The 20,476-nt window shown below is 65.7% G+C and carries 16 protein-coding genes; 7 read left to right on the top strand and 9 right to left on the bottom strand.

Features of this window, described 5'->3' with window-relative positions; all coding sequences use genetic code 11:
- The first annotated feature begins 194 nt into the window (after window positions 1-194).
- From VGV06_07520 to VGV06_07500, 5 genes are all read left to right on the top strand, one after another.
- Window positions 195-1,445: a beta-ketoacyl-[acyl-carrier-protein] synthase family protein gene (locus VGV06_07520; GenBank protein ID HEV2055005.1), complete on the top strand. Its 1,251-nt coding sequence runs from the start codon at window positions 195-197 to the stop codon at window positions 1,443-1,445.
- A gap of 18 nt (window positions 1,446-1,463) precedes the next feature.
- A complete protein-coding gene (locus tag VGV06_07515) occupies window positions 1,464-3,962 on the top strand; it encodes an ATP-binding protein (GenBank protein ID HEV2055004.1) in 2,499 nt (832 codons plus the stop codon).
- A 738-nt stretch (window positions 3,963-4,700) separates the two neighbouring features.
- Window positions 4,701-6,485: an ATP-binding protein gene (locus VGV06_07510; protein HEV2055003.1), complete on the top strand. Its 1,785-nt coding sequence runs from the start codon at window positions 4,701-4,703 to the stop codon at window positions 6,483-6,485.
- Window positions 6,482-8,524 carry a GAF domain-containing protein gene (locus VGV06_07505; protein HEV2055002.1) on the top strand — a complete coding sequence of 681 codons (2,043 nt, stop codon included), beginning with the start codon at window positions 6,482-6,484 and terminating at the stop codon, window positions 8,522-8,524. Before VGV06_07510 ends, VGV06_07505 begins: the two co-directional genes overlap by 4 nt.
- Complete coding sequence (locus VGV06_07500; protein HEV2055001.1) at window positions 8,521-10,845, top strand: response regulator; 2,325 nt, start codon at window positions 8,521-8,523, stop codon at window positions 10,843-10,845. Before VGV06_07505 ends, VGV06_07500 begins: the two co-directional genes overlap by 4 nt.
- A gap of 157 nt (window positions 10,846-11,002) precedes the next feature.
- On the opposite strand, the gene VGV06_07495 is transcribed toward VGV06_07500, so the two are convergent.
- Genes VGV06_07495 through VGV06_07485 form a run of 3 tightly spaced genes read right to left on the bottom strand, consistent with a single transcriptional unit; the run spans window position 11,003 to window position 13,326 of the window.
- On the bottom strand, window positions 11,003-12,148 hold the full coding sequence (locus VGV06_07495) for a thiolase family protein (GenBank protein ID HEV2055000.1): 1,146 nt from the start codon (window positions 12,146-12,148) through the stop codon (window positions 11,003-11,005).
- 33 nt (window positions 12,149-12,181) lie between these two features.
- Window positions 12,182-13,087 carry an ATP-binding protein gene (locus VGV06_07490; protein ID HEV2054999.1) on the bottom strand — a complete coding sequence of 302 codons (906 nt, stop codon included), beginning with the start codon at window positions 13,085-13,087 and terminating at the stop codon, window positions 12,182-12,184.
- Window positions 13,087-13,326, bottom strand: a complete 240-nt coding sequence (locus VGV06_07485; protein ID HEV2054998.1) for a MoaD/ThiS family protein — start codon at window positions 13,324-13,326, stop codon at window positions 13,087-13,089. Before VGV06_07485 ends, VGV06_07490 begins: the two co-directional genes overlap by 1 nt.
- Window positions 13,327-13,377: 51 nt before the next feature.
- Here VGV06_07485 and VGV06_07480 point away from each other — a divergent pair, with 51 nt between their 5' ends.
- Window positions 13,378-13,944, top strand: a complete 567-nt coding sequence (locus VGV06_07480; protein ID HEV2054997.1) for an NUDIX hydrolase — start codon at window positions 13,378-13,380, stop codon at window positions 13,942-13,944.
- Window positions 13,945-13,953: 9 nt separating this feature from the next.
- Here the strand turns inward: VGV06_07480 and VGV06_07475 are convergent, their stop codons facing one another.
- The 5 genes from VGV06_07475 to VGV06_07455 all read right to left on the bottom strand — a co-directional run bounded on the left by VGV06_07475 (window position 13,954) and on the right by VGV06_07455 (window position 18,505).
- Window positions 13,954-14,784 (bottom strand): carbohydrate ABC transporter permease, encoded by an 831-nt coding sequence (locus tag VGV06_07475; protein HEV2054996.1) that lies wholly within the window; start codon window positions 14,782-14,784, stop codon window positions 13,954-13,956.
- Between the two features lies 1 nt (window position 14,785).
- Window positions 14,786-15,679, bottom strand: coding sequence for a sugar ABC transporter permease (locus VGV06_07470; GenBank protein ID HEV2054995.1), 894 nt, complete (start codon window positions 15,677-15,679; stop codon window positions 14,786-14,788).
- A gap of 6 nt (window positions 15,680-15,685) precedes the next feature.
- On the bottom strand, window positions 15,686-17,008 hold the full coding sequence (locus tag VGV06_07465) for a sugar ABC transporter substrate-binding protein (protein ID HEV2054994.1): 1,323 nt from the start codon (window positions 17,006-17,008) through the stop codon (window positions 15,686-15,688).
- Between the two features lie 121 nt (window positions 17,009-17,129).
- On the bottom strand, window positions 17,130-17,657 hold the full coding sequence (locus VGV06_07460) for an anti-sigma factor (GenBank protein HEV2054993.1): 528 nt from the start codon (window positions 17,655-17,657) through the stop codon (window positions 17,130-17,132).
- Window positions 17,658-17,680: 23 nt separating this feature from the next.
- The gene (locus tag VGV06_07455) at window positions 17,681-18,505 is read right to left on the bottom strand and encodes an SDR family oxidoreductase (protein HEV2054992.1); all 825 of its coding nucleotides are present in this window, start codon (window positions 18,503-18,505) and stop codon (window positions 17,681-17,683) included.
- Window positions 18,506-18,866: 361 nt separating this feature from the next.
- On the opposite strand from VGV06_07455, the gene VGV06_07450 reads away from it, so the two are divergent.
- On the top strand, window positions 18,867-19,721 hold the full coding sequence (locus tag VGV06_07450; GenBank protein ID HEV2054991.1) for a hypothetical protein: 855 nt from the start codon (window positions 18,867-18,869) through the stop codon (window positions 19,719-19,721).
- 116 nt (window positions 19,722-19,837) lie between these two features.
- On the opposite strand, the gene VGV06_07445 is transcribed toward VGV06_07450, so the two are convergent.
- Window positions 19,838-20,260: a hypothetical protein gene (locus VGV06_07445; protein HEV2054990.1), complete on the bottom strand. Its 423-nt coding sequence runs from the start codon at window positions 20,258-20,260 to the stop codon at window positions 19,838-19,840.
- Window positions 20,261-20,476 lie beyond the last annotated feature (216 nt).

Genomic DNA, 20,476 nt, shown 5'->3' with positions numbered 1-20,476 from the left:
TGAGGGCTCGCCAAGAGCGGCAGCGAGGCCGCCAGAAAGGCTCGGCGAGAGACGCGGGGGACCATGATCTAGGCTGATTGTACCTCAAAGAGGACACCCAGCAATCCTGAGGATTTCCCGTACTTATGATACGTTAGTTGCTGTCTCACCCAACGCATCGATCGCTGAGCCGTCGAGCTGTCGGGGAGGGCACGGTGCGAAAGTCCCGTCGCGTAGTCATCACCGGCTTGGGGGTTGTCGCCCCCAACGGCATCGGCAAGGACGCTTTCTGGGACGCCCTCGTCGCCGGCAAGTCCGGCATCGACTACATCACCGCGTTCGATGCCTCTTCATACCCGTGTCAGATCGCCGGGGAAGTTAAGGGTTTCATGCCGTCAGACTTCATCTCGATCCGAAAAGCCAAGATGATGGGCCGCTTCTCGCAACTGGCCGTGGCCAGCACGCGATTGGCGCTTGACGATGCGGGACTTGCCATGACGCCTAGTCTGACCTTCCAGACTACCGTCTGCTTCGGGAACTCTGCCAATGGGATTGGAGACATAGCCGGTGACGCTATGGAGGCTATGCGGCTCGACGGCGTCAAGGGAGTAAAGCCATGGTCTGCCTTGGAATACCCGACTCACGCCGCCGCAAGCTACCTTGCCATCGAGTTCGGAATCAAAGGTCGGGCAATCTCCATTTCCTCGAACTGTTGCACCAGCTTGGACGCAATAGAAACCGGATATCAAAAGATCGTCGAAGGAAAGGCTAAGGTCGCCATTACGGGGGGATGTGACGCTCCAATCTTCCCGGCGTCCTTCAGCGGCTTCTGTGCTCTAGGTGCGCTTACCAAGCGGAATGATGCACCGACCGAGGCCTCACGTCCCTATGACTTGCTCCGCGATGGACTTGTCATTTCGGAAGGCAGCGCTACTCTCGTTCTCGAGGACTACGAGTTCGCGAAAGATCGTGGCGCTGTCATTTACGCAGAGATCCTCGGCTACGGGGCCGCCAGCGAGGCTATCGGAATGCGGAAAGGGGATCTCACGGGACAGACGATGGCTCAGGCCATAGAGTCGGCCATTGCCAGCGCGGATCTACGACCAGGAGACATTGATCACGTCAACGCACATGGCAGCTCGTTACCTGACTACGACGTGTGCGACACAAACGCGTTCAAGGCTGCCCTAGGAGAACACGCGTACAAGATCCCCGTGGTCTCCATCAAATCGATGATTGGCCAGCCAATTTCGGCCGCGAGCGGCTTCCAGACAGCCTCAGCCTGCTTGTCCATCCAAGAACAGCGTGTTCCCCCAACTATCAATCAGAAGGTTCCCGATCCTCAGTGTGATCTGGACTACGTCCCTAACGTCAGTCGGGTTGCGCGTATCAACCGGGTCCTCATCAATGGTCACAGCTTTGGCGGAAGCGTCTCAGCCCTGGTCATAGGCCGCGTGGAACCGTAGGATTTCGGGCCGCCCTGTATGGACCTTCGCACGTTCGGCGTGTTAGTCCTCTGCACGACTCATCTCTGTCTCGGCACACTCGTCGTTCTTCACAACCGACGGGCTTTGGTCAACAAACTGTTTGGATTACTAGTCTTCACAACCGTTGGGTGGATCCTAACCATCTTCTTTGCGCTCTCCTCCGACAGCGCACAGTACACACTATGGCTCGGGCGCTTCGGTTTTGCCTTCGCGAGCGGAATTCCCTTCACTCTCATCTGGATGTTTCGGGCGTTCTCGGCGGCTCCATTCGCCGCGCGAGATCCAAGGTTCTATGTGCCTGCGTTGCTATGTGCCGTCTTTGTGCTCCTTTCGCTCTCACCCTGGATCGTCGCCGGATCGCTCGAGGCAAGTGGAAGGCAAAACTTCGTGTATGGCCCCATTCATAAGTTTTTTGGAGTCTACTTCTTGGGCGCGTTTGTCTTCGCAATTGCAACTCTATCGAGAACCATCCAGATATCTTCTGGCCTCAAACGTCTCCAGTTGCGATACCTCTTGCTAGGGATTGTCCTGAGCGGTGCCGGAGCGACCACAACGAATCTCATCATCCCGCTCATTTGGAAGACCTCGACGTACAGTGCGCTCGGCCCATACTTCACGCTGCTGTTGGTGTCCTTCTCGGCCCACGCGATCATTCGCTATCGCCTTATGAACATTCGCTTAGTCGTGCGCCGTGGCAGCGTATACCTCATTGCGGCAACGGTGGCTGGGGGAGTCTTTGCTGCCTTCTTAACACTCATAGCAGATCTCATGGGCCGTCATCGTCAGGAAGTGCCTCTCGCCACTGAAGTCCTCCTGGCACTTGCTGTAGCCTTGGCCTTTCAACCACTCAAGGGTTGGATTCAGGGCTGGCTCGATCGCTATCTCTATCGTGAGTCGTATAACTATCAGCAGATCATACGAGATGCTAGTCGCACGATCGGTTCAACACTCAATCTCCACACGTTGCTAGAGTACGTATCCGACGTCATCGCTCGGACGTGCCGCCCAGATCTTACTGCTGTGCTCGTTCGTGACCCGAGCGACAACTCATTCCATCTGGCGGCGCGCCGGAGCTTCGGAGACGCCGCCACGGTGTTCCTGGATACGCCTCTTGCGTCGACTCATGCACTCCCAACGTTTCTTGAGAAGGCTCGACGGCCCCTGATCAGGGACGAAATGGACGGATCGGCAGATGGTGCAGCCGCGACTGGGGCGATCGCTGAACTATCCAAGCTCGGTGGCGAATTCGCTCTCCCAATGCTCTCCGAGCAGCAGCTCTTAGGTTTTGTCGTGCTGGGAGCGAAACTATCCGGAGACGCTTACTTCAATGAAGATATTGAGCTTCTCTCCACCCTCGCCAACCAAGCGACAATAGCAATCAAGAACGCTCAGCTCTATCGCGAGGTAGTTCTTGTAAATGAGTACGTTGAGAATATCCTCCGCACTATGGATAGCGGTGTCATCACCATCGATGCGGTCGGCAAGATCGTCCTTTCGAACTCCACGGCCGAGCGCCTAATGAGCACGACGCGAGATACATTGACTCGCCTTAATGTTGAGGGGCTACCCACTATACTCTCGGCACAGCTCAAGGCCACGTTGGCCGACGGCCAGCCCAGACTCCAAACGGAAACTAGCCTGCCAGGCCCTGGCGACCGGCGGACACCGCTGGTCTGTTCGACCTCCGCGCTCAGAGACGACAGGGGCACGATCATCGGTGCCCTAATCGTCTTCAGCGACCTTTCAAATGTGAAGGCCCTTGAGAACGAGAAACGGAGAGCGGAGCGGTTGGCATCATTCGGAGCGCTGGTGTCTGGCATTGCTCACGAGATCAAAAACCCTCTTGTCGCAATCAAAACCTTCGCGGAGCTGCTCCCCGAGCGCTTCTCAGACACTGATTTTCGCGATGATTTTTCGAAGGTGGTCAGGACGGAAATCGATCGGATTGACGGCTTGGTGGGCCGTCTCAGAAGTCTCGCCGCGCCGATACCTGATGCTGTTGCTGCGACGGATCTTCGCGAGCCGATCTCGGACACGCTCTCGCTGTTACGTGGTCAGCTCGAGTACGCTCAGATTGCTGTGGAACGGAACCTAGGCTCATCACAGGCCCTTGTCGCAATCGATCCAGCACAAGCGAAACAACTCTTTCTGAATCTGTTCCTAAATGCGATTGAAGCCATGACTCCCGGAGGAGGTCTCACCGTAAACCTCACGCGAGTGAACCATCAGGGAGCCCCTTGGGTCCAAGTCGCAATCATCGATACGGGCTCGGGGATCCCCGAGTTAATCCGTGCTAAGGTCTTTGAACCATTCTTCACCACCAAGACCCGTGGTTCAGGCCTCGGCTTGGCGATCTGCCGAAGCATAGCGGACGCTCACAAGGGGACAGTGCGGGTGGAGACGCCGTCTGGGAGTTTCGGCACAATCGTCGTGGTGGAATTTCCGGTAGCCACTACCCAAGCCCGTCTCAAGGAGCAGAGCGCCTTGCTTCGCTAGCTTGCTGTAGCTGACCACAGGCCGTGGTGGGTGAGGTCGCGACAAGTAATGGTGAGGGGTACCATGACGATGGTTACAAGTGTCACCGCCTTTATGCTCCTCTTCTGCGCGGTGGCGAACATGTCAATCGGCGCCTACGTCTTCAGCAGAAATCCACGATCCCCTACGCATCGTGCATTCTTCCTATATGCGACGCTCATCGCTGTGTGGGCCTTCGCTCTGGCTCTGCTCCAAGGAGGGCGAGCAGCGTACCCATGGTACAGCAGCTTACCCTTTGCCACAGGCAGCTTGGTCCCTATTGCAATGCTCAGGTTTGCCGAGCGATTTCCGAGTTCGACGCATAACAGCTCCTCTATTAACAGGTGGCTGTTTACGCCCGTAGGTCTCGGCTTCTCACTCCTTTCGTGGTCCGCCTGGATGGTTGGCGGCGTAGGATTCGATGGTGTTGAAATGCGCGTGATCTACGGGCCTCTTCACGGCCCCTTTGCGGCGTACGTCTTGGGGTGCTTTGCGTATGGCTTCTACTTGCTTCACTCAACCTACCGACGAGCCACAGGACTGCTCAGACTACAGACCAAGTACCTTCTGATTGCTATGGCGGCGCCAACCGCGCTGGCGGTGATGACGAATGTGATCATTCCGTTCACGTTTGGGACTTCGCGGTACAGCAAGTACGGGCCTCTCTTTTCACTCATAATGCTTGGCCTCATCGGCCACGCTATCATCAGACATCGCTTCATGGACATCCGCGTCGTCATCAAGCAGAGCGTCGTGTACCTCGCGGCGTTTATGGCAGCCGGTACGCTTCTCGTGGTTCTGCTGGTCGCTTCAAATCTTATCTTCCCCGACGAGCATTGGTTCACCCCGCTCGAGATTCTACTGGCGCTCGGAGTCGCCGTGCTCTTCCACCCGCTCAAGACGCGGATCCAGCGTGCGTTCGACCGGTATCTCTACCGGGAGCCGTACGACTACCAGCGTATCATTCGCGAAACCAGCCGCACGCTCAGCAACACGATCGAGCTGCCCGCGATCTTGGACTGTGCGGGCGGTGTCATCCGAGACATCCTTAAGCCCGAGTGGACCGCGGTCTACCTGCTCGACGAGGATGAGGGACAGCTGGAGCGCATGTGGTTGCCGGCGACTGAAGTCGCCCCTCTGAATCTGGCGCTGGCATCTCCCCTCGCGGATCGCGCGGCGGCCATCAAAGCCCTCGTCTTTCGCGATGAGCTTGCCGGACAGGAGGAGGCCGCTGAGGCTTTGCTTGACATGACCCGCCTCAATGCCGACGTCGCCGCCCCGCTCCTCGAGGAGGGGCGTCTGTTCGGGCTGATCGTGCTCGGCCCGAAGCGCTCGGGCAGCCCGTACTTCACCGACGACGCCGACCTGCTCCAGACGCTCGCGCACCAGTCCGCGGTGGCGATCCGCAACGCGCAGACACACCAGCGCGTGGTCCAGGTCAACGAGGAGCTCCGGAAGACCCTGGCGACCATCGAGAGCGGGGTGGTCGCGGTGGGAAGCCGGGGACGGGTCACCGTGTTCAACAAGGCGGCGGAGCAGTTCACGGGGCAGCCGGCCGAAGCGATTCGCGGGCGCGGCGTCGAGCAGCTGCCGCCGGTCTTGGGCCGGCTGATCGAGGCCACGCTGAACGATGGCCAGTCGCGTTCGCAGGTGGAAATCGCCCTGCCCGACCCCGTCGGCCAGATGGTGCCGCTCATGTGTACGATCTCCCCCTTGCGGAGCCCGCAGGGCGCCCTCGTGGGCGCCGTCGCGGTCTTCAGCGATCTCTCACGCGTGAAGGAGCTGGAGCACGAGCGGCGGCGGGCGGAGCGGCTTGCCTCGCTGGAGGCGATCGCCTCCGGCATGGTCCACGAGATCCGCAACCCCTTGGTGGCGATCAAGACTTTCACCCAGCTTCTGCCGAGCCGCTTCAACGACGCGAGCTTCCGGGACAACTTCAGCCGAGTGGCTGGGCGCGAGATCGCCCGAATGGACGACCTCCTCGACCGCTTCCGGATGCTGTCCTCGGCCTCCCGGCAGCCCATGGAGCCGGTGGACGTCACGGTCCCCCTCCGGGACACCCTCGAGCTCCTCGAGCCCCGGTTGGAAGAGCGCCGGGTCACCCTCCGCCGGGTCGGCGAGGGCAACCCCCGCCGGGTCCTCGGCAACGCGTCTCAGTTGGAGCAGCTTTTCCTGAACCTGTGCTTAAATGCCTTGGAAGCCATGGATCCGGGCGGGGAGCTCACAGTACGGGTTGCCGACCTCTCCGAGGGCGGCGGCTCCACCCTACTGGTCGAGGTTTCGGACACGGGCGGCGGTATACCGGACGACATCATCGAACAGGTCTTCAATCCGTTTGTGACAACCAAGGCCCACGGCACCGGGTTAGGGCTGGCCATCTGCCGCGCCATCACGGACGCGCACCGCGCCGTCCTGCGCGCGCGCAACAACGTGGGCCGGCCCGGCTGCACCTTCACCGTGGAGTTCCCCGTGCCCGTGGCGAAACCGGCGAGAGTGACTGCGTGAGGACGGTCCTGCTGGTCTCGGAGGACGAGGCGCTGGACGTCCGGCTGCGCCGGGCACTGCCGGACTGCTCCGTCTTCCCCGCCCCGACGAACGAGGACGCACTCCGCACGCTCCGCCTCACCGAGGTGGATCTGGTCCTCAAGCACGTCACCCAGCCGGTCGGCGACCTCGATGGCTTCATCGCGAAGGCGCGGCAGCTCAGGCCCAGCGTGGTGGTCGTGTGCATACTGCCGGCCGAGGGTTTGTCGCCGGACGACGAAGTCGCGGCCGAGTCCGCAGACTTCGCTGTGCTGCACCCCTTCACCACGCCCCATCTGCGCGCCGTGCTGCACCAGGCCGACGAGAAGCTCCGCCTTCTCCAAGAAGTGGCGGCGCTCCGGACGGTGCGGCGCACCGCGGGACCCGAGCCGCTCGCCGAAGAGTCGGACCTTGCGGGCGAAGGCCCCTCGCGCGAGCTGACCCAGGTCGCCAAGGAGTTCGCCAAGGCGCTGGCCGCGGGCTTCGACCTGCCGCGCGTGCTCGATCTCTTCCTCGACGCCGTCTCCGAGCTGGCGCGCCCGAGCCGGTGCGCGATCCTCCTCGCCGAAGACGAGCACCGGCAGTACCGGGTGCGCGCCTCCCGCGGGCTCTCGCCGCATCTCGTCGAGTCGGTGAGCCTCCCCGCCGACAGCGGCCTGCCGCTCTGGCTGATGGCCGAGGGGCGGCTCATCCAGATCGAGGAGGCACTGGGGCGGGCGACCGAGGCTGCGGCCCGCGAAATCGCTCGGGAGATGGCCGTGCTGCAGGCCGTGGTCGCGATCCCGCTCGCCTCGCACGGAGAGCTGGTCGGTATCCTGACGCTCGGACAGCGCATCACGGGCGGCGTGTACGGGCGGCGCGAGACCGAGACACTGTTCAACCTGGCGAGCCACCTTGCCGCGGCCATCCGCGACATCGGAATCCACCACCAGCTCCAGTACCAGAAGGAATTCAACGAGCGGATCCTCCAGCGCATGTCGAGCGGCGTCATCAGCATCGGGCCCGAGCAGCGCGTGGTAATCATGAACCGCCGGGCCGAGGAGATCCTGGGCATGGCCGCGCGCGATGTCCTGAACCGCGACCTCCGCGCCCTGCCGTCGCCGCTGGGCGATCTCCTCTACGAGACGCTCTCGCGCGGGCGCTCGGTCACGCGCAGCGAGATCCAGCTCGCGCTCCGCAGCCTGCCGCTCGAGGTCTCCACCTACCCGGTCATGGGCGAGGGCACGGCGCCGCTGGGCGCGGTGCTGGTCTTCGAGGACCTGACGGCCCAGCGCCAGCTCGCGATGGAGCGGCGCGCCGCCGAGCAGCTCCAGCTCCTCACGCGCGTCGTGGCGCGCATCGCCGACGAGATCAAGAACCCGCTCGTGTCCATCAACGCGTTCATGGAGCTCCTGGGCGAGCGCTACGACGACGTCAGCTTCCGCCACCACTTCACCGCCGTGGTCGGGCGCGACGTGCGGCGGCTCGTGCAGATGTTCGACAAGCTGGCCGCGCTCGTCAACGAGGGCGACTACAAGCGCGACGTGGTGGACATGCGCGCGGCCATCGAGGAGGCCCTCATCGAGATGGGCGTGGCGCAGATGCCGGCCGCGCCGGCCGACGCCCACCTCCTCACCTTCACCGACGAGTCGACGCAGAAGCAGGTGACGGTCAATTTCTCTCACGAGGGGAACGCCTTCCTCGTCAAGGGCGACCGCGGCATGCTCAAGAAAGCCGTCGCCTACCTGATCTGGTACCTCCTGCGGAAGACACCGGGCCAGGAGGCCAAGATCGCCGTGGCCATCTCCCACACGGCCGCCGCGGAGCCGCTGCAGATCGCGCTCGCCTCCCGCACCGCGGAGGTGAAGCCGGAGGAGCTCCGCGCGATCTTCGATCCCATCCAAGTCGTACAGGAAAGCCTCATCGACGTCGGGCCGTGCGTCAGCCAGCGCATCCTCGAGGCGCACGGCGGCCACCTCGACATCAAGCAGGGCCGCGCTGAGGTCAGCTTCACAGCGACGCTGCCGGTGACACAGCTGTGAGCGCGCGCGCGCGCATCCTGGTGGTGGACGACGAGGTCGGGCCGCGGGAGTCCCTGCGGATGATCCTCAAGCCGAGCTACGACATCGCCACGGCGGACAGCGGCGACACGGCGCTGAAGACGCTCGAGACCTTCAGCCCCGACCTGGTCTTCATGGACATCAAGATGCCGAAGATGGACGGCATCGAGCTGCTGCGGCGGATCAAGGCCATCGATCCCACGATCGAGGCCGTCATGATCACGGCCTACGCCTCGCTGGACACGGTCAAGAACGCGCTCACCCACGGCGCCTTCGAGTACCTGATCAAGCCCTTCAGCCGCACCGACCTCGAGGACACCGTACGGCGGGCGCTGATCCGGCGTCAGACGGAGCTCGGCAAGAGCACGCAATTGTCGGGCCTCGTCAACGAGATGCGCGCGCTCTCGACCAAGACACGCACGCTCGAGGAGGAGGCGCGCCGCGAGCAGGCGGAGCAGTCGCTCCGCGTGACCCAGCTGTCCATCCTCCGCGAGATCTCCCGCGGCATCCTGGGTCAGCTCGACCTGGCCGAGCTGACGGCGGGCATCACCGCGCAGCTGAAGGAGTCGCTGGGCTACGACGAGGCCCAGGTGCTGGTGGGCGAGGCCCTGCCCGAGGGGACGCGGGCAGAAGGCGCCATCCTCTGCCCGATCCGGGACGGCGGGGTGACCGTGGGCTTCCTCCTGGCGGGCAACCGCTCGAGCGCGCGGCCGATCGACCCCCGCGAGCACGAGCTGCTCGAGATGCTCGCGGATTCGCTCGCCGTCGCCATCCGCAACTCGCGGCTCTACGGCGAGGTCGCCGAGACCAAGCGCTCGCTCGAGCGGCTGGTCAGCTCGGCCGGCGACGCCATCATCTCGATCGACCGCCGCGGCAACATCACGGGCTGGAACCCGGCGGCCGAGCGGATCTTCGGCTTGCCGGCGAAGGAGGCGATCGGCCGCTCGCTGCGCGGGATGTTCCCGGAGCGCTACGAGCAGGCGGCGCGCCTGGCCCTCACCGGCCCGCAGCCCGCCGCCTCCTTCGATCTCAGCGCCAAGCGGCCTGACGGCGGCATGCTCAACTTGGCCGTGACGCTGTCCGGAGTGCCGGGCCGCGACGGCAAGGTCGACGGGCTTCTCGCCATCGTGCGCGACATGACGTCGCAGCGCGAGCTCGAGACCCAGATGCACCAGTCCGAAAAGCTCACCGCACTCGGACAGGTGGCAGGCGGGATCGCCCACGACTTCAACAACCTGCTCCAGGCGATCCTCGGTTACTCGCAGCTGATGTCCAAGAACATGGAAAACGCCGACGTGGTGCGCCGGGGGTTGTCGGTCATCGAGACGGCGGCGGCGGGCGGCGCCGAAACGGTGCGGCGCATCCAGAAGTTTGCGCGGCTCCGACCCGACGAGCCCTTCGTCCCGGTCGAGCTCAACCAGGTCATCCAGGACGCCGTTGCCATCACCCGGCCGCGGTGGGAGGAGCGCGTGGCCAAGGGCGGCGTGCCGCTCAGGCTCGACCTGCGCTTGGCGCCCCTGCCCGACGTCATGGGTCGGCCGTCCGAGCTCAACGAGGTGGTCACCAACCTGATCCTGAACGCCATCGACGCTATGCCGCACGGCGGCACGCTCAGCATCTACACGCGCCCCGAGGGCGACGAGCACGTGGCGCTGACGGTGGCCGACACGGGTGTCGGCATGCCCGAGCAGGTGCGCAAGCGCATCTTCGACCCGTTCTTCACCACCAAGGGCGAGGTGGGCACGGGGCTGGGGCTGTCGGTGTCCTACTCCATCATCCACCGCCACAGCGGCGACATGCGCGTCGAGAGCGCGGTGGGACGCGGGACGACGTTCACCATCGTCCTGCCGGTGGGCACGGCCGACGGCGCGCAGGCGCCGGCCGGCCCCGAGGTCGTCGTGGGCACCCGCAGCGGCCGCATCCTCCTCGTGGACAACGAGCTGCCGGTCATGACCATCCTCGCCGAGATGCTGACCGAGGCGGGCCACCACGTCCTGCCTGTGGCAAGCGGCGCCGAGGCGGTGCGCGTCTTCGTGCCGGGCGGCTTCGACCTCGTCATGACGAACCTCGGCATGACGGGTATGACGGGCTGGGACGTCGCGGAGCGCGTGCGCGCCGGCGACCCGCTGGTGCCCGTTGTCTTCATCACGGGCTGGGGGCTGCAGGCCGAGGACCGGGAGCGCTGCAGGAAGTTGGGCGTGATCAACGTGCTCTTCAAGCCGGTGCGTCTGGTCGAGCTCCACACGGCCGTCCAGGAGGCGCTGGCCGTCTCCGGTCGCCGCAAGCGCGGTCCCGCCGCCTAGCGCGGCGTGTCGCGGATCTCCAACACAATCGGGTGCCGCACCAGCTCGAAGCCCACCAGGAACGGCAGCACGCTCGGCAACGCCGTCCCCGCGTGTCGAGCCGGCTACGCAGCCACGACTGGGCCACGGGCGGGGCCCCAGGGTCACGCGCGGCCGGTTACAGCCGCTCGATGATGGTGCCTATCCCCTGCCCGAAGCCGATGCACATGGTCTGAAGCCCGTAGCGCTTCTTCGTGCGCTCGAGCTCGTGGAGCAGCGTGTTCATGAGCCTCCCACCCGAGCAGCCGAGCGGGTGGCCGAGCGCGATGGCGCCGCCGTTGACGTTGACGCGCTCCATGTCGGGGTGGAGCTCCCGCTCCCACGCGAGCACGACCGAGGCGAAGGCCTCGTTGATCTCGAAGAGATCGATCTGGTCGATCTTGAGCCCGGCCTTCTTGAGCACGCGCTGCGTCGCGGGGATCGGGCCCGTCAGCATGATCGTCGGGTCCACGCCCGCCAGCGACGTCGCCACGATGCGCGCGCGGGGCGTGAGCTTGAGCGCCTTGGCGCGCGCCTCGGACATGATGAGGAGCGCCGCGGCGCCGTCGGAGATCTGCGAGGAGCTGCCCGCGGTGACGACGCCGTCCGGCTTGAAGGAGGGCGCCAGAGAGGCGAGTTTCTCCCAGTTGACCGGCACGCGGACGCCCTCGTCGGTGTCGAAGGCGCTGCCGTCGGGCAGCGTGATCGGCGCGATCTCTCGCTTGAAGCGCCCCTCGGCGATCGCGCGGCCCGCCTTCTCGTGACTCTCACCCGAGAACTTGTCGAGCTCCTCGCGCTTGAGCCCCCACTTCTCCGCCAGCATCTCCGCGGAGATGCCCTGCGGCACGATGTTGTAGAGGGCCTGCAGCCGCGGCGAGAGCGGCCCGTCTCCAGGGCCCGAGGCGTTCGAGCCCATGGGCACGCGGCTCATGTTCTCGACGCCGCCGGCGATCACGCACTCGTACTGGCCGGACATCACGCCCATGGCGGCGAAATTGGCGGCCTGCTGTCCCGAGCCGCACATGCGGTCGAGCGTGGTGCCGCAGACGTCCAGCGGGAATCCGGCGATGAGCGCCGAGTTCCGCGCGATGTTGAAGCCCTGCTCGCCCAGCTGGTCCACGCAGCCGATGACGACGTCCTCGACCTCGGCGGGGTCGATCTTGGTCCGTTCGACCAGGGCTTTGAGCGTGTCGGCCAGCAGGTCGTCAGGCCTGACGGTTGAGAGCTTGCCGTTGCGCTTGCCGACGGCGGTGCGTGCCGCCCCGACGATCACCGCGTTGTTCATGGCTGTCTCCCTGTCTGGATGAAAAGCGTGGGATCAGGCGCGGCGGCGCTTGACCTGGTCGCCAAGCTTGCAGAACGCGCAGATCTCGCCCGTGGTGACCTGGCCGCAGACCGCGCATTCGTTGAGCACCGTGGGCTCGGCGCCCTGGAAGACGCCGCGCGCCTTCTCGAGGAAGCCGAAGAGGAAGTTGTGCTTCGCGCCCGGCGACGCCTCCTCGAGCCTGTCGAGGATCTGCTTGTGGGCGATCGACGTCGCGCCCTTGGCGAACGGGCACTCGTCCACGATGTAGTCGATGCCGCGCAGGAAGGCGTAGGCCGCCGTCTCCCGCTCCGACAGGCGGTAGAGTGGCTTGACGCGCCGGGCGAGCTTCGGGTGCGTCGAGGCGAGCGCGGGCGACTGGCGCGACAGCGAGTCCATCTGCCAGTGGATCACGTTGCCGAAGAGCACCGCCGCCTCGTCGTCCAGGTTGTGCCCCGTCGCGATCACCGGATAGCCGTTGTCGACGGCCGCGCGGTTCATGAGGTAGCGCTTGCTCAGGCCGCAGGCCGAGCAGGTCGGCCGCCGCGTCGCCTTCTGGACCTCCGGGATGGGCGCCCCTACCGCGTCGGCCACCGACTCCACGATGAGCTTCTGGCCGCGCGAGGCGGCGAACGCTTCGCACTTGGCCTTGGACTCGACCGAGTAGTCGAAGATGCCCAGGTCGAGGTAGAGCCCCGCCGTCTGGTAGCCCGTCTCGATCAGGACGTCCCAGAGCGCGAGCGAGTCCTTCCCGCCGGAGACGGCCACGAGCACGGGCTCCTCGGTCGTGAACATCTTGTGCTTGCGGATCGCCTCGGCGATCTGCTTGCGGAAGAACTCCTGGAAGTCGGGCGAGCAGAAGGCGGCGTTGTGCCGCGGCAGCTCGATGACGGCGCCGGCTCCACACTTGCGGCACTTCATTAGGTAGCGCTCCCGCTGGGGGTGGCGCTCCCGCTGGGCGCGGCGCTCCCGCCGGACATGACCGGGCGCACTTCCAGCTCGTCGCCGTCGCCCACGACCTCGTCGGCCGTCAGGAGGTCGGCGCCGCGGATCACGAGCACAGTCCCCGGCAGGATGTCGAGCTCGCGGAGCACGTCCTTGACGCGCTTGCGCCCGGGCAGCTCGACCTCCCGGTTCGGATTACGGAGCTTGATCTTCACGTCTGGATTATAGCCCACCGCGCGAGGACATGATACTAAGGTGGGGTGTCCATGGCCGACTCCGACCGCCCGCATCCGCACGCGCGCGCGCCGTGGCAGACGCGCTCGACGCGCCCCGTTTACGAGAACCACTGGATCAAGCTGCGCGAGGACGTGGCCCTCCTTCCCGACGGCCGCACCACCATCTACGGGGTCGTGGACGCGGGGGAATGCGTCGGCGTCCTGCCCTTCACGAACGCCGACACCGTCCTTCTGGTCGGCCAGTACCGCTACGTCGCGCAGGGCTTCTACTGGGAGATCCCGACGGGCTCCCAGCACGCCGGCGAAAGCCTCGAGCAGGCGGCCCAGCGCGAGCTAGCGGAGGAAGCGGGGCGCGAGGCGGGCCAGCTGGTCAAGCTCTGCGACTTCCACACCTCGAAGAGCATCATGCGCGAGACCGCGCACCTCTACCTGGCGCGCGACCTGCGCCCGGCCTCCCGCCCGCCGGACGCGACGGAGTTCCTCGAGCGGCGCGAGTTCCCCTTCGCCGAGGTCGTGCGCATGGTCGAGCGCGCCGAGATCAAGGACTCGATGAGCGTCATCGCCATCCTCCACGCCGCGCGCCTGCGCGGAGGCTGACCGCCCGCCTCAGCCCTTGAGGGCGCCCAGCGTGAGACCGCGCACGATGTGCTTCTGCACGAGCAGCGCGAGCAGGAGGACGGGGAGCGTGATGACCGTCGCCGCGGCGGTCAGGCCGCCCCAGTTGATCTCCTCGTAGGACAGGAAGCTGTAGACGGCGATCGGCAGGGTGCGCGTCTTGAAGCCCGCGATGATGAGCGAGAAGAGGAAGTTGTTCCACGAGAAGATGAAGGCCAGGATGCCGGTCGCCACGATGCCGGGCTTGGCGAGCGGCAGGGCGATCCGCAAGAAGGCGGCGAAGTGCGAGCAGCCGTCGATCCGGGATGCCTCGATCAGGTCGCCGGGCACGTCCTCGAAGAACCCGATCATCACCCACAGCACCAGCGGCAGCGCCACAATGAGATGGGTCAGGATCAGCGCCGTGTAGGTGTCGATCATCTTTGCTTTCGTGAACAGGATGAACCACGGGATCAGGTAGCCGATGCCGGGCGCCATCCGCGCGGTCAGGATGGCCAGCGCGATGCCCGTCCGCTTGAAGCGGGCGATGGCGTAGGCGCCGGGCAGCCCGAGGAGCAGCGCGAGCCCCGTCGAGCCCATCGCGACCACCAGGCTGTTCAGCGTGAAGGTGAAGAACGGGTTCTTCTGGAACACCTCGCGGTAGTTGCCAAGCGTTGGCGCGAAGACCCAGACGGGCGGGTAGGCGGTATTCTGGACCTGGGTCTTGAACGAGGACAGGACCATCCACGCGAGCGGAAAAAGGAACGGGATCAGCAGGAGGACGAGGAGGACGTAGGTCCAGGGGTTGACGCGGTCCCGCCCCCTGCCCGACACGCTCAGCATCTCACCACGCCCCCCTGCGGACCTTGATGAGGAGCAAGCTCACACCTAGGACCAATGCAAAGAGGATGACGAGGAGCGAGCTCGCGTAGCCGATGTGGAAGTAGAAGAGGCCGACCTGGAAGGTGTAGACGTTCAGGGTCTCGGAGGCGAAGCCCGGCCCGCCCTGCGTCATCACGTAGATGATGTCGAAGGTCTTCAGGCAGTCGATGGCGCGGAAGAGCAGCGCGACGATGATCGTGGGGCGCAGGAGCGGCAGCGTAATCCGCCAGAACATCTGGGCCGAGGAGGCGCCGTCGATCAGCGCCGACTCGTAGGGCTCGATCGGCAGCGTCGCGAGCCCCGCCAGCGTGATGAGCGTGATGAGCGGGGTCCACTCCCACGTGTCCACAACCGCCAGCGCGGGCACGACGATCGCCGCGTTGCTGACCCACCGGTACGGCCCCAGGCCGACCAGCCCCACGAGGTAGTTCATCACCCCCAGCGTCGGGTTGTACATCATCATCCACACGAGCGCGATGGCCACCGGCGTCGCCACCATCGGCAGGAGGAAGACCGAGCGCACGAGCCCCTTGCCACGGAACGGCCGGTTGAGGACGAGGGCCAGGGAGACGCCGAGCACGAGCTGGAGCGCCGTCGCGAGCGCGGTGAAGTACACGGTCAGCCAGAGCGCGTTGCGGAAGCGGTCGTCCTCGACGAAGGCGCGCCGGAAGTTTTCGAGCCCGATGAAGTGGGGGCTTGTGACGCTCGACGCGTACCACGAGTGCACGCTCATGTAGAGCGTGTAGGCGACCGGAAACGCCATGAGGAGGGTGACGGCGGCGACGGAGGGAAGCGTGAAGACCGGCACCGGGTGGCGCTCGACGAATCGCGACCACCCGGTGCCGAGGTGCCGCAACGGGATCTACTTCTTCTCGGTCTCTAGCATGATCCGCTTGACGTCGGTAGCCGCCTTGTTGGCCGCTGCCTTGGTGTCACCGCCCTGGATCGCGACCACGATGGCGGCTCCGATGGCGTCGCGGCACTCCGCGACCGCCACGACCGGCGGGTTCCACAGCGGCGTGCCCACCTTGGAACCGACCGTCAGCGACTCGCGCAGATCGGCCGGAACCTTGGCCATGCCTCTCGGATCCTTCCAGACCGACTCGCGGGCGCCGAGGACGCCCTTCTCGCTCTGCACGGCGAGCACCTGCTCCTTGGCGGTCGCCCACTGCATGAAGAGCCACGCGGCCTTCTGGTTCTGGCTGGTCTTGGGCATCGCTAAGCCCCACGCCGCCACCGTCGCGCCCTGCTGCCCCTTGGGCCCGCGCGGGAAGACCGCGTACCCGACCTTGCCGACCACCTTGGACTTCTGCGCGTCCTCGATCACGGGGAAGAGCGAGTTGGCGTCGGTGTACATCGCGGCCTTGCCCTGCGAGAAGATCGACGAGGCCTCGTACCAGTGGTTGTTCTCCGAGCCCGGAGGTCCGTACAGCCGGAGCAGTCGGCCGTAGAGCTCGAGCGCCTTGACGCCGTCTTCGTTGTTGAAGATCGGCTCGCGGTTCGGCCCGAGCCAGGTGCTGCCCATCGCGTGCAGGTACGCCGCGAACTGCGACGTCGCCGCCGCCCGCTTGCCGCGCGCCACGATGCCGTAGCCCGGCTGGCCGTCGTCCGTCATGGCCTTGCCGTTGAGCGCCTTGGCCGCCGCCTCGAGCTCGTCCAGCGTGGTCGGCACCTTGACGTTGTACTTCTGGAACACGTCCTTCCGGTACATGAGCGAGGTGTTCTCGACCTGGATGGGCGGGCCGATGGTCTTGCCCTCGATGACCATCGCCTCACGGGTCTTCTCGAGAAAGTCGTTCCAGTTGTAGTCGGGCGCGGTCAGCGCGGGGTTCTTCAGGAACTCGTCCACGGGCTGGAGCCAGCCCGCCCGCACGTACTTGAGGCCTTCCTGCGCCGGCATGCTCATGAACACGTCGATCGAGCTGGCCCCCGAGGTCAGCTCGACCAGAACCTTGGCGCGGAACTGGTCCTCCGGGTACACCTCGGCGATGAGCTTGATCCCCGTGAGCGTCTCGAACTCCTTGAGGTGCGGCTCGATCGCCCCCTGCCAAGGATGCTTGTTGAGGAGGACCCGCAGCTGGGTCCCTTTCGCCTGCTGCCAGTTGAACTGCTGGGCGAGCGCCGGCGAAGCCAGCGCCACGCACAGCGCAATCGCCAAGACCCACACCTTCCGTGTGACACGCATGAGCTGCCCTCCCCTTTTCGTCTCTCGGCGTCTTTGCCGGAGTTGACCGCGGGTGAACGAGTTGATGACTGAGGGGACGTTCTTACTATCGCGCGCCCGGTATGTCAATGCGCCGGACGGATCAGAGCTTGCCGGCGAGGTACATCGCGCCGGTGGGCGCGGGGACGCCGGCCGCAGGCTCGAGAGTGATCGCGAAGGTGTCCACGGCCCCGGCCGCGTGAATCGGCGCCACGCGCAGGCTGCCGACGCCCTTGGCGTCCACGGTGAAGACACCCGCGGGCTGAGGCGCGCCCTTGCCGGTGATCGCCCAGAGCTCGTAGACCTTGCCCTCCGGCGCCGGCGGCAGGCCCTGGGCGACGAGGAGCCCGCCCGCCGTCGCGTGCCAGAGCATCCTCGCCCTGGCGCCCGGCGCGGGCTCGAGGCCCGAGAGCGCGACGACCTGGGTCGCGGGATCGCGGAGCAGCACGACCAGCGACTGCTGGCGCTCCGCCTCCTGCTTGAGCGCCGCCGCCTCGTGCGCCAACTGGGTCAGGCGCCGGTCGTAGGCCGCCGAGACGACAAGCCCGACCGCGATCGCGGCGATGCCCGCGGCCAGGGCGCCAGAGAGGACGAAGGTCCACGTCGACCGGCGCGGCCGGTCCGGCTTCATGGAGCGCATCGGTGAGGGCCCCGTCAAGTCGGCTCGATCGGCATCCGCGCGATCCCGAGCCACGCGATAGGCGCCCCCGCCTTCTCGGCCGCCTGCGCCGCCGGCAGTGAGCGGTCCCAGTCGGCGGCGATGAAGCGCTTCGCGGTGACGCCCGCGGCAGCGTCGGACACCAGCCAGAGTAGCGGCGGCACCATGATCTCCGGCTGGAGCATCTTGCTGCGCTCCCCGGCATCGTCGCCGACGAGCGGCGTGTTCGTCACACCGCCGGGGACGAGCACGTTCGCCGTGACGCCCGTGCCCGCCAGATCCGCCGCCATGATGGCCGTCGCGGACTCGGCGGCGGCCTTGCTCGAGCCGTAGAGCAGATAGCCCGCGCGGACCATGGTGCCGAGGCTGGTGGTCACGGTGATGATTCGCCCCTGCCGGGCGCGCAGCATGTGCGGCACCACGGCGCGGGCCATCATGATCGGCGCGGTCGCGTTCACCGCGAGGAAGCGGCTCCACTGATCCGGGGTCGCTTCCCAGAACCGGATCGGGTTGCGTCGCTGATCCGCCCGCACCGACGCCTGGCCGATGCCGGCATTGTTGATCAGCACGTCGATCCGTCCGAACTTCTCCAGCGCGGCCGCCACGATCCGGTCGAACGCGTCAGGCTGCATGAGGTCGGCCGGCAGGGGCAGGACCGAGCCCGGGGTGCCTGCCGTGGACGGCGCCATCGCCGCCAGCGCCGTCGCATTCCGATCGACCGCCACCACGTCCATGCCGCTCTCAACGAGGCCACGCGCCATGGCCCGTCCGAGGCCGCTCGCCGCACCGGTCACGATCGCGGCCTTCCGCTCTGTTGCCATCGATGTGTCCTCCTTGTCTCCCGCTCTGGGCGACTATCCCAGAAGTGGAGACCTCGCGCCAGCACCTGCCCGTCCTCTGTTAGACTCGCGCCCAGGCTGTGAGGTAGGCTCAAGGATGGAGCTGACCGAGGGCTACTGAGGCGACCCGGTGATTGCAAGCGGCTGAACCAAGCCGATCGACCGGACTCGCTCCCCGACGCGCCGGGCCTCGGCGAACGTTTCCCCCACCTGCTTTGTGACAAGGAAGACTCCAGGGGGGAAGACCTTCGCGCGAGGCGGGCTGCGACTGAGAATGGGTTTTATGTTATCTCCGCTCCATGATTACAAGGATCTCTGCGTCATGCGACACGAGGAGGGGTGGATGGAGCAAGCGAACGCCTGTGGGGTGTCGGCCGTCGCACGATGGCGCACCCTCCCGATCGAACACAAGCTGCATTGGATCCTTCGCCTCGGCGTCATCGGCTGCTTCATCGGCCACGGCGCCTACGGTCTGCTGACCAAGGAGGCCTGGGTACCTTACTTCGGTGTCGTCGGCATCGACAGCGCCTGGGCCTACCGGCTGATGCCGTGGATCGGAGGCATGGACGTCGGGCTGGGACTCATCATGGCTGTCGTGCCGCTGCCGATCGTGCCGCTGCACCTGGCCGTCTGGGGTGCCTGGACGGCGTTACTGCGACCGCTCTCGGGCGATTCAGTGTGGGAATTCGTCGAACGGGCGGGCAACTATGGCGTGCCGCTGGCCTTCTTGGTCCTCGCCGGGGTCCCGCGCCGCCTGCGCGGATGGTTCACACCGGTGCGGCCGTCCAATATGCCGCCACTCACCGTCGTCAGCGCGCGGGCGATGCGCGGGATCCTGCGCGTCACCACCGGCCTGCTGCTGCTCGGGCATGGCGCGCTTGGCGCCCTCAACGACAAGCCAGCGCTGACCGCACATTATGCGTCTATTGGCCTTCATGGCGTCGTGGTGGGCGGCCTCACGCTCACGCGGAAGATCGGCGGCTTGGAGATCGTTCTGGCCGTCGCCGTCCTCGTCGCGCCGCTCCCCGGCCTGCTGATCGGGATCTGTCTGTGGAAGATGGGCACTGAGGCGCTGTTCATGACTTCGGGCTCACTGCCCTTCGAGTGGATCGAGCGTGCCGGGAGCTACTCGGCCCCATTGGCGCTGTACTATCTCATGGTCACGAACAAGAGAGAGAAGGGAGGACAATCATGTTGACGCTGAGATTGGTCAGGCCTCCGTCAAGGCAAGAGCCTGAGCCTCGGCCGGCCATGACTGAGAACGGGTGTTGATATGACTATAGTTATCTACGCTCTACGCACCTGCGCTCTCGTTCACCTCAGCTTGAAGCGCTGGATCTTGCCGGTCGCGGTCTTGGGCAGCTCGGGGACGAACTCGATCCAGCGCGGGTACTTGTAGGGCGCGAGCTTGTCCTTGACGAATGCCTTGAGCTCGTCCTCGAGCGCGGGCGTCGCCGCGTGGCCGTCCTTGAGGACGACGAACGCCTTGGGCTTGACGAGCCGGTCCGTGTCCTCGTGCCCGACGACGGCGGCCTCGAGCACGGCCGCGTGGCCGACCAGCGTGTTCTCGACCTCGACCGGCGAGACCCAGATGCCGCCGACCTTGAGCATGTCGTCCGCGCGGCCGCAGTACCAGAAGTAGCCGTCCGCGTCCTGGTAGTACTTGTCGCCCGTCTGGATCCACTCGCCGAAGAGCGTCGCCTTGGTCTTCTCGTGCTGGTTCCAGTAGTACGCCATGGTCGAGTCGCCCTTGACCCGCAGGCTGCCGATCTACCCTCGCCTTGACCTCCCGGGTGCGCGGGAGGATCCACGGCCGCCGTTGCCCCTGACCGCGGCAGGAGCCGACCAGCCGACCCTTCCCGGCGTGAGCGTCTAACCGGTGTCGGCGGTCCGGGCAGTTGCGGACGTCTGCCCTGCCGGGGCCTCATGGTCCCGTGGAGGGTTCTTACCCTC

It is taken from the genome of Candidatus Methylomirabilota bacterium, assembly GCA_035936835.1.
Classification (GTDB): Bacteria; Methylomirabilota; Methylomirabilia; order Rokubacteriales; family CSP1-6; genus AR37.
This window is presented reverse-complemented; position numbering and strand designations above follow the sequence as displayed.

Bases quoted from the DNA above. Each gene is read 5' to 3' on its own strand.
- VGV06_07515 (HEV2055004.1), top strand. From the start codon at position 1,464: ATGGACCTTCGCACGTTCGGCGTGTTAGTCCTCTGCACGACTCATCTC.
- VGV06_07510 (HEV2055003.1), top strand. From the start codon at position 4,701: ATGGACATCCGCGTCGTCATCAAGCAGAGCGTCGTGTACCTCGCGGCG.
- VGV06_07495 (HEV2055000.1), bottom strand. From the start codon at position 12,148: ATGAACAACGCGGTGATCGTCGGGGCGGCACGCACCGCCGTCGGCAAG.
- VGV06_07490 (HEV2054999.1), bottom strand. From the start codon at position 13,087: ATGAAGTGCCGCAAGTGTGGAGCCGGCGCCGTCATCGAGCTGCCGCGG.
- VGV06_07480 (HEV2054997.1), top strand. From the start codon at position 13,378: ATGGCCGACTCCGACCGCCCGCATCCGCACGCGCGCGCGCCGTGGCAG.
- VGV06_07475 (HEV2054996.1), bottom strand. From the start codon at position 14,784: ATGCTGAGCGTGTCGGGCAGGGGGCGGGACCGCGTCAACCCCTGGACC.
- VGV06_07465 (HEV2054994.1), bottom strand. From the start codon at position 17,008: ATGCGTGTCACACGGAAGGTGTGGGTCTTGGCGATTGCGCTGTGCGTG.
- VGV06_07460 (HEV2054993.1), bottom strand. From the start codon at position 17,657: ATGAAGCCGGACCGGCCGCGCCGGTCGACGTGGACCTTCGTCCTCTCT.
- VGV06_07455 (HEV2054992.1), bottom strand. From the start codon at position 18,505: ATGGCAACAGAGCGGAAGGCCGCGATCGTGACCGGTGCGGCGAGCGGC.
- VGV06_07450 (HEV2054991.1), top strand. From the start codon at position 18,867: ATGGAGCAAGCGAACGCCTGTGGGGTGTCGGCCGTCGCACGATGGCGC.
- VGV06_07445 (HEV2054990.1), bottom strand. From the start codon at position 20,260: ATGGCGTACTACTGGAACCAGCACGAGAAGACCAAGGCGACGCTCTTC.